Below are 12,844 nucleotides of genomic sequence, written 5' to 3' on the forward strand. Positions count from 1 at the left end.
GAGTAACACCGTCGCCCAGTTCGCTGTTGAACTGAAAATGCCTGCGAACGTACTGCTGGAGCAGTTGCGTTCGGCGGGCGTTGAACTCAAGTCGGTTGACGATGCCGTCACCGACGCGGATAAGGCGAAACTCCTCGAGTCGTTGCGCCGCGCCCATGGCGGGTCCGAAGGCAAGAAAATTACGCTGACTCGTCGTCAAACTTCCGAAATTCGGCAGGCTGACGGTTCCGGCCGTTCGCGCACCATTCAGGTGGAAACGCGCAAGAAACGCGTGTTCGTCAAACGTGATCCATCCGAATTGGCGCTCGAGGCTAAGGCCGCGCAAGCCGATTTGCCTGTGGACTCTGACGTCAGTGTCGACACCTCTGCCACTATCCCAGCATCTGTCGAGGCTCCTGACGCCGTGCAAGCCGCGCCAACTGCCGAGCCATTGAAGCAAGCTGAAGCGCCGGTTGCCAATCAAGACGCCGCGCCGGCCGAGCCCGCTGCGATCACGCCCGAACCTGAAGCAGCCCCTACTGTCAAGGCGGCCGGGGCCGCCGATGTGACGGCGCCAGCTGCCCAGCCGCAAAGCGAGCCGGTTAAGGACGATAAGGCTAACGTGGCGGCGACAGCTCCCGTCGATACGCCTGTTGTTTCTGAAGCTCCGGCAGTCGAAGCCGCCGAGCCCGCAGCAGACGCCGCCGCTAAAGCGGAGCCGGTAGCTGCTCAGCCCGTTGTGGAAGCACCCGCTGCCGCACCCGAGGCGGTCAAGCCTGCCGAGAAAGCCGAAGCCAAGCCTGCTGACAAGGCGTCCTCCGATAAGACGCCTGCCAAGACTGGCGCACCTGTTTCCGCAAGGCCTGCCAAAACCGCTTTCAAGCGTGTTCCCGCACCAGCACCGGTGGTCGATGAAGACCGCGAACGCGCTCGTCGTGCGTCCGAGGCCGAAGCCGCAGCGCTGCGCGAAATGCTCAGCCGTCCGCGCAAAGTGCTGAAGGCGCCCGAACCCGAGGCCGGCACGATTTCCGGCACCCTGCACAAACCGGCAGGGGCCAAGGCTGGCAAGAAAGATGGCAAGGCAGCTGCAGGCGATACGAAAAAAGTCGTCAAGGCCACGGAAGTTTCCACTTCCTGGACGGATGACAGTGGTCGCAAGAAGCCCGCAGCCAAGGCTGATGCGCCTCCGGCCAGCCCCAGCCGTGATGGCTGGCGTGCAGGCGGCAAAGCAGGCAAGGGCGGAAACGCTCGTGGCGGCCGCAACCGCAATGCACAGCCCGAACGTAAAGAACCGCAAACCGTTGAGTTCATTGCTCGCGAAGTCCATGTGCCGGAAACCATTTCGGTGGCCGACTTGGCCCACAAGATGTCCGTCAAGGCAGCCGAAGTCATCAAGCATCTTATGAAGCTTGGGCAAATGGTCACGATTAACCAGGTGCTGGATCAGGAAACCGCGATGATCGTGGTCGAGGAACTTGGTCACGTGGCAATCGCCGCGAAGCTCGACGATCCGGAAGCTTTCCTCGAAATCACCGAGGCAGCCGAGGTTGACGCCTTGCCGCGCGCACCGGTTGTTACCGTCATGGGTCACGTCGATCACGGCAAGACCTCGCTGCTTGATTACATTCGCCGTGCCAAGGTTGCTTCCGGCGAAGCCGGCGGCATTACGCAGCACATTGGCGCGTATAACGTCAAGACCGAACGCGGTATGGTGACCTTTCTTGATACTCCCGGACACGAGGCCTTTACCGCCATGCGTGCCCGCGGTGCGAAAGCAACCGATATCGTCATTCTTGTCGTTGCCTCCGACGACGGCGTTATGCCGCAGACGAAGGAAGCCATACACCACGCTCGCGCAGCTGGTGTGCCGCTGGTCGTGGCGATCACCAAGATCGACAAGCCCGATGGCAACCCGGAACGCGTCAAGCAAGAACTCGTAGCCGAACAGGTTGTGCCTGAAGAATACGGCGGCGACGTTCCCTTTATCGGTGTTTCGGCCAAAACAGGCCAGGGCATCGACGACTTGCTTGAAAACGTATTGCTGCAAGCAGAAATCCTTGAACTCAAGGCGCCTGTCGACGCTCCTGCCAAGGGTATCGTAATCGAAGCACGCCTGGACAAGGGCCGCGGTCCTGTCGCAACAATCCTGGTGCTAAGCGGTACCTTGAATCGCGGCGACGCGGTGCTGGCCGGCGCAAGCTTTGGCCGGGTCCGCGCCATGCTCAATGAAAACGGCAAGCCTGTTAACAGTGCCGGTCCCTCGATTCCTGTAGAAATACAGGGTCTTACGGAAGTGCCGGCGGCTGGCGACGAGGTCATCGCCATGGTCGACGAACGCAAGGCGCGTGAAATCGCGCTGTTCCGTCAAGGCAAGTTCCGCGACGTCAAGCTGGCACGCCAACAGGCCGCCAAGCTCGAATCGATGTTCGATAATATCGGTGAAGGCACGCAAACCCTTGCGCTTATCGTCAAGACCGATGTGCAGGGTTCGCAAGAGGCGCTGGTTTCCTCGCTGGTCAAGCTGTCCACTGACGAAGTCCGGGTACAGGTTGTACACGCAGCGGTCGGCGGCATCTCGGAAAGCGACGTCAACCTGGCAATTGCCTCGCGTGCGGTAGTCATCGGCTTTAACGTGCGTGCCGAGCAAAGCGCGAAGAAACTGGCCGAGAACAACGGCATAGACTTGCGTTACTACAACATCATTTACGATGCGATCGACGACGTGCGCAACGCAATGTCCGGCATGCTTACGCCAGAGAAACGCGAAGAAGTCATCGGCATGGTCGAGATCCGCGAGGTCTACAGTATCTCGCGTATCGGTAACATTGCCGGTTGCATGGTCACTGATGGTGTCGTACGCCGCGATTCGCAAGTACGCTTGCTGCGCAATAACGTGGTGCACTGGACGGGCTGGCTCGAATCGTTGCGCCGTTTCAAAGACGACGTCAAGGAAGTCAAATTCGGCTTCGATTGCGGTATCACCCTGAAGGGCAATAACGATATCGAAGTCGGTGACCAACTTGAAATCTTCGAAATCAAAGAAGTGGCCCGGACACTATAATTATGGGACGTCATAAGTCCAAACCTAATCCGGGGCGAAATACCCGGCTGGCCGACCAGATCCAAAAGGATCTGGCCGGGCTGATCCAGCGCGAGCTCGATATGGCTCGCGTGGGGTTAATTACTCTGACCAGTGTCGAGCTCTCGGCCGATTACGCGCACGCTAAAGTCTATTTCAGTGTGCTCGGCGCCGAGCCCGAGGTGGCTACCACTGCGCTTAACGAAAAGGCCGGATGGCTGCATTCGCTGCTGTTCAAGCTGCTGCATATCCACACGGTTCCGACACTACGCTTTTTTCACGACGATCAGCTTGCGCGTGGCCTAGAGCTTTCGCTGCTTATCGACGAGGCCAATCGGCCTTACAACGAATCTTCCAAACCCTCGGAACCCGAGGATCCCGACGAGCAGCCCTAAGGGGGCTATCGTTTTTGCATGGATATATAAACGATGGCTTCCCGACGCGGGCAGATGCTCGATGGTGTCCTGTTGCTGGACAAACCGGAAGGTTTGTCGAGTAATCACGCCTTGCAGCGCGCAAAGCGCGCTCTAGACGCCCGCAAAGCGGGGCATACCGGCACGCTTGATCCTTTTGCTACCGGACTGCTGGTGTGCTGCCTGGGGCGGGCCACCAAGATCGCCGGCTGTATGCTGGATGCTGATAAAGGCTATGTAGCCACGCTGCGGTTCGGCGAGGAAACGGATAGCGGCGACTTGACTGGAAACGTGGTTTTTACCGCAGCCCCTGAATTCAAGGGTGTTGTCCAGGAAGAGCTGGAAGCTGTACTTGAAAATTTCCGCGGCGACATCGAGCAAATACCGCCTATGTATTCGGCGCTAAAGCGGGATGGAAAGCCGTTGTATGAATACGCCCGTCAGGGCATAGTACTAGACAGGCCGCCAAGGCCCGTCACGATTTACAAACTGGAACTCTTGAGCTTTACCGGGCTTGAGGCGCAAATTGTGGTTCAGTGCAGTAAAGGCACCTATATCCGTACTCTTGCGCAAGACATTGGCCGCCAGCTTGGCTGTGGCGCCCACCTGACGGCATTGCGCCGTACCAGTGTCGGGCCATTTCAACTCGACGATGCTATCGAGCTGGAAGCCTTGCAAGCTATGTCTGCACCTCAAACTACCTTAATCGCGCTAGATGCCTTGCCCGCCGGCTTACAGCCAGCAACCCTTAAACCGAAGGAAGAATTATGAATCGCGCTTTGCGCAATGTGGCGATCATCGCCCACGTCGATCACGGCAAAACCACACTCGTAGACCAATTGCTGCGCCAATCCGGAACTTTCCGCGATAACCAGCAAATGACGGAACGAGTCATGGATTCCGGAGACATCGAGAAAGAACGCGGCATTACGATTCTGGCCAAGAACTGTGCGGTCGAATACGAAGGCACGCACATCAACATCATCGACACCCCCGGACACGCCGACTTCGGCGGAGAAGTCGAACGGGTGCTGTCCATGGTTGACGGTGTGTTGCTGCTGGTGGATGCGGTCGAAGGTCCTATGCCGCAAACGCGTTTTGTGACGCGCAAGGCGCTGGCCCTGGGCTTGAAGCCTATCGTCGTCATCAATAAAGTCGACCGCCACGGTGCTCGCCCTGATCACGTCATCAATGCCACTTTCGACTTGTTCGACAAGCTGGGCGCGACCGAAGAGCAGCTGGACTTCCCAGTGATTTACGCGTCGGGTCTGAATGGCTTCGCGGGTTTGACAGAGGACGTGCGCGAAGGCGACATGCGCCCCTTGTTCGAGGCCGTGCTCAAGTACGTTCCCCAGCGTGAAGACGATCCTGACGGCCCGCTGCAAATGCAGGTTATTTCCATGGACTACAGCACCTACGTGGGCAAGATCGGCATCGGCCGTATCAACCGCGGGCGTATACGCGCTGCCCAGGATGTGGTGGTCAAGTTTGGCCCCGATGGCGCACCCATCAAGAGCCGCATCAACCAGGTCTTGAAGTTCCAGGGCCTGGAGCGTGTGCTGGTTGACGAAGCGCAGGCCGGCGACATCGTACTCATTAACGGTATCGACGAAATCGGTATTGGCTGCACCATCGTGGATCCTTCGAAACACGACGCCTTGCCTATGCTGCGTATCGATGAACCTACGCTGACCATGAACTTCATGGTGAACACCTCGCCGTTGGCTGGCCGTGAAGGCAAGTTCGTAACCAGCCGTCAGTTGCGCGAACGCCTGGATCGCGAATTGAAAGCGAACGTCGCCTTGCGCGTTAATGATACCGACGACGATACCATTTTCGAAGTCTGCGGCCGTGGCGAATTGCACCTGACGATTCTGCTGGAAAACATGCGTCGTGAAGGCTATGAGCTTGCCGTGTCGCGCCCTCGTGTTGTCTATAAAGAAATCGACGGCGTGCGTTGCGAGCCTTTCGAACTCTTGACGGTCGATATCGAAGACGGCCATCAAGGCGGTGTCATGGAAGAGCTGGGCCGCCGCAAGGGCGACTTGTTGGATATGGTTGCCGATGGCCGTGGCCGTACGCGCCTGGAATATCGTATTCCTGCGCGTGGCCTCATTGGCTTCCAGGGCGAGTTCATGACCCTGACACGCGGTACCGGCCTGATGAGCCACATTTTCGACGACTATGCTCCGATGCGCGAAGGCGGTGTGGGCGAGCGTCGCAATGGCGTGCTGATCAGTCAGGACGATGGTACCGCCGTCGCCTACGCCTTGTGGAAGTTGCAAGAGCGTGGCCGCATGTTCGTGTCGCCGCAAGACCCGTTGTACGAAGGCATGATCATCGGCATACACAGCCGCGATAATGACTTGGTGGTTAATCCTACCAAGGAAAAGAAGCTGACCAACGTGCGTTCGTCGGGCAAAGACGAGCATATCGATTTGGTGCCGCCAATTCAGATGTCGCTGGAATATGCGGTGGAATTCATTTCTGATGACGAATTGGTTGAAGTCACGCCCAAGTCCATACGTTTGCGCAAGCGCTACTTGCAAGAACACGAGCGTCGCCGTCATTCGCGCGAAACCAACTAAGCGTCTCTAGAACGCCAAGTTGAAAGCCGCTACACCATCGCAAGATGGGTAGCGGTTTTTTTATAGAACGAATGGCCTTCCCGTTACGGGGGTAGTGGCTACAGCCATATCTTGCTCAGCCATGATGCCGGCCTGCCAGGCTTTGCGCCCCCCATCAATGGCCAGCCTGAAGGCTTCGGCCATCAGCACGGGATCATGGGCGTTGGAGACGGCCGAGTTCAACAGGACCGCGTCGAAACCCAATTCCATGGCCTGCATGGCGTCCATCGGCGACCCTATGCCGGCATCGACGATCAACGGTATGTCGGTGATACGGTCGCGCAGGGTGCGCAATGCATACGGGTTGATCAGGCCTTGGCCTGAGCCGATCGGCGCGCCCCACGGCATAAGAATACGGCAGCCCGCATCGAGCAGACGGTAGCAGGTGACCAGATCGTCGGTGCAGTAGGGAAAAACTTCAAACCCCTCTTTGACGAGCTCGGTCGCGGCCTTGACCAGTTCGAAAGGGTCGGGCTGCAGGGTGTACTGGTCGCCTATCACTTCCAGCTTGATCCAGTGCGTATCGAACACTTCGCGGGCCATATGGGCCAGGGCCACGGCCTCGGATGCGGTATGGCAGCCAGCGGTATTGGGAAGCAGGTGCGCGCCGCTTTGCTTGATCAGTTGGAAAAACGACTGAGAACCCGAGGCAGACGAACCGGCCTGGGCGCCTTGCGGTAATTGGCGTTTCAAGGCGACCGTCACCACTTGGGCGCCTGAGGCCTGAATGGCTTGCTCCAGTACCAGAGGTGAAGGGTATCCGGCTGTACCCAGGAAAAATCGACTTTCCAGCGTTACGCCGGCGATGGACAATGGCATGCTCAGCCTCCGCTGATAGGTTCGAATGTCGTTATTACGTCCTGGTCGTTAAGTACGACGCTGGCGCGGGTATGTCGCGCCACATGCTGGCTGTTGACGGCGCTGGCTATTGTCGATGGCGCTACAGATTGATTGGCGCACAGGTCTTGCAATAGGGCTTCAAGTGTCAGGCCTTTGGATATCGTATGGACGTTGCCATTGAGGGTAATGCGGATAGTGCTCACAGATAAGCTCGAATCATTTAAAGGTTGGAGAAAAGTTGTTCCAGGGCATCGTCGACCAAGGCCGGGGCAATAAGCCAGCCATGTCGGAACAGGCCGTTGATGCGGGTCAGGCCTGGTTCGTGTTCGATGCGGGGCAGGTTATCGATCAGGGCTGGACGCAGGTTGGTTTCGCTATGTACCACGCGTGCCTCGGCGAGCCCCGGCATGACGCTGTGCGCCGCGGCCAGTAGTTCCACCGTGCTGCGCAGTGATACAGGGGATCGATCTTCACTTTCAATTTCGGAAGCCCCGACAACAATAATATTACCTGTACGCGGAACCATGTACACGCGATGGCGTGGATGCATGAGTCTTGCAGGGCGCAACAGACTGACGCCAGGCGCGTGCAGCCAAAATATTTCGCCGCGCACGCCGCGAACATTCTGGCAGGAAACGGTGTTGGCCTGGGCGCTCGATGATGCCGATGCGGGCCTTGCCCCCAGACCCCGTACATCGAATACATGGTCATAGCGATAGGCCTGATCAGCGGTGTTCAAGGTATACGGTTCAAGGGTGGTAACGGGCCGATTCCAGTGCCAGTCGGCGGCTACTGCTGCTTGATACAGGCCGTCCATAGCTTCTACGGTATGCAAGTGCCCCTCGTTGGGCAGCAGCCAGGCCTGGGTAGGGCCGTGAATGTCAGGTTCCAACTGCGATAGCTGTTCCAGCGACAAGCTCTGCGGTGCATGCTCAGGCGGCGCCTTGTGTTTCAGCAAGCCTATCGTGCGTTGCGCCATTCCGCTGTCTTGACGATGGGCCAACAGCAAGCTGCCTGCTTGCGTCAACGAGACGCTGCCAGGCAGCGACGGGATGATCTGCGCCCAGCGAGCCAGCGACCGCAATCCATATTGGAAGACGTTCAGGTCGGCACACTCCAGTTCCGCAGTGGGACTCAGCATGCCTGCGGCCGTCCAGCCCGCCGCACCCCTGCCGTCGGGGCCACTGGCGGGATCGAAAATGCTGACTTGATGGCCCTGTTGCGTAAGCAGACAGGCAAGCAGTCGCCCCAGCAGGCCTGCTCCGGCTATGCCAATATTCATTTATTTACCTGATAGGATGTGGACAATTTTTATAAAATTTAGGCTTTGCTTAGGTAATAGTCAACATTTTTTATAAAAAACGGTACAATTTATTCCTAAATTTAAAATATGAAAGCCATGACTGCTATTTCTTCCTTGTCGGATGATCAAAAAATCGATGGTAATACACCCACCATGCGTCTTTTCGCGTTGTTGGAAGTCATTGCCCAGAAAGACCAGTTTTTTTCACTGCAAAGCCTGGTCGAGGAGCTGAACCTGCCCAAGCCGACTTTGCATCGCATGCTGCAGCAGCTTGAAGGTGCCGGCATGATCCAGCGCGACGGAGACGGGCGGCAGTACAGCACCGGTTTGCGCCTGCGCCGCATGGCCGAGAATCTCTTGCTGAATAATACAGTACATGGTGCGAGGCATGCAGTGCTGCGTCAATTGGTGGAAGAGGTAGGGGAAAGCTGCAATATCACAACGTGCTCCGGCAGCGAAGTGTTGTACCTGGACCGCGTCGAAACCGTGGCGCCATTGCGGTTTTATTTGCACCCGGGTTCACGGGTGCCGGTGCATTGCTCGGCCAGCGGCAAGCTGTTTCTGGCGCAAATGACGCCATCACAGAGGCGCCGCTTGCTGGCCCATTCTGTACTGGAAAAGTATACGCATAAAACATTGACCACCGCCGAACAGGTGGAGGCGGAGATCGAGCGCGTACGCCGTGACGGGTATGCCATGGACGACGAAGAGTTTTTGCCAGGCTTGCTGTGCGTAGCGGTGCTGGTGCCCATCGAGCAAGGCAAGTCCAATATGGCTGTTGCCATTCAGGCGCCTATTGTGCGTATGACGGCGGAAAAATCTCTGCAGTGTTTGCCCGCTTTGCAGCGCGCGGCCAAAGCATTGGCGGCTATTGAAGTGTCCAACGGTCTGCAGTCATAAATTTTGATGAGGATGTACCATGTCTCAGGTCAGTGCCGGTATGCCAATGATGCACAAGGTGTCGGTCAGAACCACGTTCGGCCTGGATTCCGACCTTCAGGTTCCCGCCTTTATTGAGCGCGACGAGCATGTTCCGGAAATCGATGATGCATATCGGTTCAATCACGATGTAACCCTGGCCATTCTGGCGGGCTTTGCACGCAATCGCCGCGTCATGGTGCAGGGCATGCACGGCACCGGCAAATCCACCCATATCGAGCAAATTGCCGCGCGTCTTAACTGGCCGTGCGTGCGGGTGAACCTGGACGGCCATATCAGCCGCCTGGATCTCGTCGGGAAAGACGCCATAGTGGTGCGTGACGGCCTGCAAATCACCGAGTTCCAGGAAGGCATCGTTCCATGGGCGCTGCAGCGACCCGTCGCCCTGATATTCGACGAGTACGATGCCGGTCGCCCCGACGTCATGTTCGTCATACAGCGCATCCTCGAACGTGAAGGCAGCTTTACGCTGTTGGACCAGAATCGCGTTATACAGCCCAATCCGAATTTCCGCCTTTTCGCTACGTCCAATACCATAGGGCTGGGCAACCTGAATGGGCTGTATCACGGCACGCAAATGCTGAACCATGCGCAAATGGATCGCTGGAATATTGTCGCTACCTTAAATTATCTCAGTCCTGAGGATGAGCTGGGAATCGTGTTGGCGCGTGTTCCCGAGCTTGATACTGAGCGCGGCCGGCGCCTGGTACAGGCGATGGTCAGCCTGGCAAACCTGACCCGCAAGGGGTTCGAGGCCGGCGACTTATCGACGCTGATGTCGCCAAGAACAGTGATTACCTGGGCCGAGAACTGCCAGATTTTTTCCGATATTAAGCTGGCGTTCCGTCTGTCCTTTTTAAACAAATGCGAAGACGTGGAGCGCGCAACCGTAGCGGAATACTACCAGCGCAGTTTCGACGACGAAATACTCGAATCCAGCCCGCAAGCGCTGCGTTAGCCAGCCATGGGCGATATCCAGAAGCGTACCCGGTATCAGCAAAGGGCCGAAGAGTTATCGGCAGTGGTGCTGCGGGCGCTTACGGGCAATACGCAGTTGCATTTTGAAGGCGGGCGACTGTACAACGACAATCAGCGGGTCCCGGCGCATGCACCGCACTTGCAGTTGAAGCCGGGTATTGATTCGCTGGCGTCATATCGCGGTGTCGCCGATAGCCAGGCGTTGCGGTTGCTGCTTTCCGATCCGGTCGAGCATGAAAAGCGGATTCCCGATCAGCCTATCGAGCGGCTGATATTTGAGTGGCTTGAGCAGTTGCGGGTGGAATCTTTGGCGCCGGAATCATTACCGGGAGTAAGGCGTAATTTGATATTGCGCTACCAAACCTGGTCGGATGCTTTTCTTGGTTCGGGCGCGACCGAGACTAGCCTGGGCATACTGCTGTTTGCGTTCTCGCAAATAACCTGGAGCCGCTTGATGGCGCACGAGCTGCCCGAGCACATACAGGACTTGCTGGAACCGACCCGTGCCGCACTGGCTCCGGGTTTGGGCAAGGCATTTGCCGGAATTCGGCGCTGCCGCCACGATCAGGCTAGTTTTGCCGAGTATGCGTTGCAGATAGCCCGCGATATTGGCGAGCGGGTGCAAAGTGAATATGAAGATAGTCCCGAAACTGCCAATGCCAGGCGTGGCGCATTCACGTTGTCGCTGGATTTCGAGCAGGACGAAGGCGAGGACTTTGCTGTTGCCCATACCGGCGACAGCGCGGCATTCATCGCGTCGCGTGGGCAGTATCGTGTCTTTACCAATCAGTATGATCAGGAAATTGCGGCGTCAAGCCTGGTGCGCAAAGCCTTGTTGCAAGAGTATCGAGAGCAGTTGGATCAACGCTTGGCAAAGCAGGGTGTAAACGTTGCCAAGCTTTCACGCGCATTGCGTGTATTGCTCGCCAAGCCGCAGCGCAACGGATGGCGTTTTGGCGAAGAGGAGGGTGTCATCGACGGCCGCCGCCTGGCGCAGTTGATTAGTTCTCCCGGCGAGCGACGTCTGTTTCGCCGCGACCAGTACGTACCGGTATCGAACTGCGCAGTCAGCTTTCTGGTTGATTGTTCCGGCTCAATGAAACAGTACAGCACAACGCTGGCCTTGATGCTGGATATCTTCATGCGGGCGCTGGGGCAGGCCGGTGTCGGTACGGAAATCCTTGGCTTTACGACGCTGGCCTGGAATGGCGGACGTGCGCGGCGAGACTGGTTCGCGCAGGGTCGTCCCGATGCGCCAGGGCGCTTGAATGAAGCCTGCCACTTGGTATTCAAAGACATAGATACATCGTGGAGACAAGCTCGTTCACAGATCGTGGCGCTGATGAAAGCCGATCTGTTCAGGGAAGGGATAGATGGTGAAGCCGTGCAGTGGGCCAGTCAGCGCTTGCTGGAGCGTGATGTCGAGCGGCGCATTCTGGTCGTGCTGTCTGACGGTTGTCCGATGGACAGCGCAACGAATTTGGCCAACGACGCCTTTTATCTGGATAACCATTTAAAGGCGGTTGTTCGGCAATATGGGCAACAGTACGGAATTGAAATTATAGGCTTGGGGGTGGGACTGGATCTGAGCCCCTATTACCAGCGCTCCATGGCGGTCGACTTGTCCGAAGGGCTGGATAACTCTGTGTTTGATGAGTTTCTGTATCTGCTAAGCGGACGCCGCAGGCGTTGAGTCTTGTGCCTGGACCGCTGTTACGGCGATCACCTTATATACGTCCTGGGCACTGCAACCTCTGGATAAATCGTTGGCGGGCTTATTCAGGCCTTGCAGGAGCGGGCCTATGGCGCTTGCTCCGCCGAGTCGTTCGGTGAGCTTGTAGCCGATATTGGCCGCATCCAGATTCGGGAATATCAATACGTTGGCCTGCCCGTGCAGCGCAGAGCCAGGGGTTTTCCGATCGGCAATTTCCGGCACGATGGCCGCATCCAGCTGGATTTCTCCGGCTATCGTCAGTTCCGGTCGTTGGGCGCGTACGCGTTCGGTCGCATGGCGCACTTTATCTACTTTGGCGTGATGCGCGCTGCCATCAGTGGCAAACGACAGCATGGCGACTCTAGGCTCTTCATCGAGCAGTTGTCTGGCGCTGGTTGCTGCCGCCAAAGCGATTTCGGCCAGTTCTTCCTCGTCCGGGTCGATGACCAGACCACAGTCGGAAAAAATCATGGCTTGGGTGTTGGTGTGGAAAGGCTGCTCCCTTAGCATCAGGAAAAAGCTCGAAACCAGCTTGGTTCCGGGCCGGGTTCCAATGATCTGGATGGCAGTGCGTACTACTTCGGCCGTGGTCAGAACCGCGCCGGCGACCGAGCCGTCTGCATGGCCCTGGCGGACCATCAGCGCGGCGAATGTCACCGGTCGCAAAATGGCTTCCGCAGCCTGCTCTGGTGTCATGCCGCGCTTTTGCCGCAGCTCAAGCAAGGTTTGCGTGAGCTGCGGCGCCAAAGGGGATGTGCGCGGATCCACCAGTTCTATCCCTGCCAGATCGCATCCGTATTCCTGCGCCGCAAGTTGTATTTTCTGATTGTCGCCAACCAGAATAATGTGTGCAAGCTTCTCATCGGCGGCCTGACTGGCCGCCTTCAAGATGCGAGGGTCTTCACCCTCGCAAAGCACGATGCGTTTGAGATCCAGGCGTGCCCGGTTCAGGATGCGATCAAGCAGATTCAT

The 12,844-nt window shown here is 57.5% G+C and carries 11 protein-coding genes; 7 read left to right on the forward strand and 4 right to left on the reverse strand.

The window, feature by feature from the left end; genetic code table 11:
• From infB to typA, 4 genes are all read left to right on the forward strand, one after another.
• A partial coding sequence (infB, locus tag ABWO67_RS04270) for a translation initiation factor IF-2 (protein WP_353148005.1) occupies nt 1-3,040 on the forward strand: 3,040 nt, incomplete at its 5' end.
• Nucleotides 3,041-3,042: 2 nt separating this feature from the next.
• Nucleotides 3,043-3,453 (forward strand): 30S ribosome-binding factor RbfA, encoded by a 411-nt coding sequence (gene rbfA / locus ABWO67_RS04275; RefSeq protein ID WP_132637112.1) that lies wholly within the window; start codon nt 3,043-3,045, stop codon nt 3,451-3,453.
• Between the two features lie 33 nt (nt 3,454-3,486).
• The gene (gene truB, locus ABWO67_RS04280; RefSeq protein WP_353148009.1) at nt 3,487-4,242 is read left to right on the forward strand and encodes a tRNA pseudouridine(55) synthase TruB; all 756 of its coding nucleotides are present in this window, start codon (nt 3,487-3,489) and stop codon (nt 4,240-4,242) included.
• Nucleotides 4,239-6,059: a translational GTPase TypA gene (gene typA / locus ABWO67_RS04285; protein WP_353148011.1), complete on the forward strand. Its 1,821-nt coding sequence runs from the start codon at nt 4,239-4,241 to the stop codon at nt 6,057-6,059. Before truB ends, typA begins: the two co-directional genes overlap by 4 nt.
• A 60-nt stretch (nt 6,060-6,119) precedes the next feature.
• On the opposite strand, the gene ABWO67_RS04290 is transcribed toward typA, so the two are convergent.
• From ABWO67_RS04290 to ABWO67_RS04300, 3 genes are read right to left on the reverse strand one after another with little or no spacing between them, the layout of a single operon-like run.
• The gene (locus tag ABWO67_RS04290; protein ID WP_353148013.1) at nt 6,120-6,917 is read right to left on the reverse strand and encodes a thiazole synthase; all 798 of its coding nucleotides are present in this window, start codon (nt 6,915-6,917) and stop codon (nt 6,120-6,122) included.
• A 2-nt stretch (nt 6,918-6,919) separates the two neighbouring features.
• The gene (thiS, locus tag ABWO67_RS04295; RefSeq protein ID WP_353148015.1) at nt 6,920-7,141 is read right to left on the reverse strand and encodes a sulfur carrier protein ThiS; all 222 of its coding nucleotides are present in this window, start codon (nt 7,139-7,141) and stop codon (nt 6,920-6,922) included.
• A gap of 17 nt (nt 7,142-7,158) precedes the next feature.
• Nucleotides 7,159-8,220, reverse strand: a complete 1,062-nt coding sequence (locus tag ABWO67_RS04300) for an FAD-dependent oxidoreductase (protein WP_353148017.1) — start codon at nt 8,218-8,220, stop codon at nt 7,159-7,161.
• 108 nt (nt 8,221-8,328) lie between these two features.
• Here ABWO67_RS04300 and ABWO67_RS04305 point away from each other — a divergent pair, with 108 nt between their 5' ends.
• From ABWO67_RS04305 to ABWO67_RS04315, 3 genes are read left to right on the forward strand one after another with little or no spacing between them, the layout of a single operon-like run.
• A complete protein-coding gene (locus ABWO67_RS04305; RefSeq protein WP_353148019.1) occupies nt 8,329-9,141 on the forward strand; it encodes an IclR family transcriptional regulator in 813 nt (270 codons plus the stop codon).
• 19 nt (nt 9,142-9,160) lie between these two features.
• Nucleotides 9,161-10,138 (forward strand): AAA family ATPase, encoded by a 978-nt coding sequence (locus ABWO67_RS04310; RefSeq protein ID WP_353148021.1) that lies wholly within the window; start codon nt 9,161-9,163, stop codon nt 10,136-10,138.
• A 6-nt stretch (nt 10,139-10,144) separates the two neighbouring features.
• The gene (locus tag ABWO67_RS04315; RefSeq protein WP_353148023.1) at nt 10,145-11,851 is read left to right on the forward strand and encodes a cobaltochelatase CobT-related protein; all 1,707 of its coding nucleotides are present in this window, start codon (nt 10,145-10,147) and stop codon (nt 11,849-11,851) included.
• On the opposite strand, the gene pta is transcribed toward ABWO67_RS04315, so the two are convergent.
• On the reverse strand, nt 11,828-12,844 hold the full coding sequence (pta, locus tag ABWO67_RS04320) for a phosphate acetyltransferase (RefSeq protein ID WP_353148025.1): 1,017 nt from the start codon (nt 12,842-12,844) through the stop codon (nt 11,828-11,830). The two genes, ABWO67_RS04315 and pta, sit on opposite strands and share 24 nt — an antisense overlap.

The organism is Pollutimonas bauzanensis (assembly GCF_040393045.1).
In the GTDB taxonomy this organism is placed as follows: Bacteria; Pseudomonadota; Gammaproteobacteria; order Burkholderiales; family Burkholderiaceae_B; genus Pollutimonas; species Pollutimonas bauzanensis_A.

What these genes read in the sequence shown, in the direction of transcription:
- rbfA (WP_132637112.1), top strand. Translation starts at nt 3,043, where the DNA reads ATGGGACGTCATAAGTCCAAACCTAATCCGGGGCGAAATACCCGGCTG.
- truB (WP_353148009.1), top strand. Translation starts at nt 3,487, where the DNA reads ATGGCTTCCCGACGCGGGCAGATGCTCGATGGTGTCCTGTTGCTGGAC.
- typA (WP_353148011.1), top strand. Translation starts at nt 4,239, where the DNA reads ATGAATCGCGCTTTGCGCAATGTGGCGATCATCGCCCACGTCGATCAC.
- ABWO67_RS04290 (WP_353148013.1), bottom strand. Translation starts at nt 6,917, where the DNA reads ATGCCATTGTCCATCGCCGGCGTAACGCTGGAAAGTCGATTTTTCCTG.
- ABWO67_RS04300 (WP_353148017.1), bottom strand. Translation starts at nt 8,220, where the DNA reads ATGAATATTGGCATAGCCGGAGCAGGCCTGCTGGGGCGACTGCTTGCC.
- ABWO67_RS04305 (WP_353148019.1), top strand. Translation starts at nt 8,329, where the DNA reads ATGAAAGCCATGACTGCTATTTCTTCCTTGTCGGATGATCAAAAAATC.
- ABWO67_RS04310 (WP_353148021.1), top strand. Translation starts at nt 9,161, where the DNA reads ATGTCTCAGGTCAGTGCCGGTATGCCAATGATGCACAAGGTGTCGGTC.
- ABWO67_RS04315 (WP_353148023.1), top strand. Translation starts at nt 10,145, where the DNA reads ATGGGCGATATCCAGAAGCGTACCCGGTATCAGCAAAGGGCCGAAGAG.
- pta (WP_353148025.1), bottom strand. Translation starts at nt 12,844, where the DNA reads ATGAATCTGCTTGATCGCATCCTGAACCGGGCACGCCTGGATCTCAAA.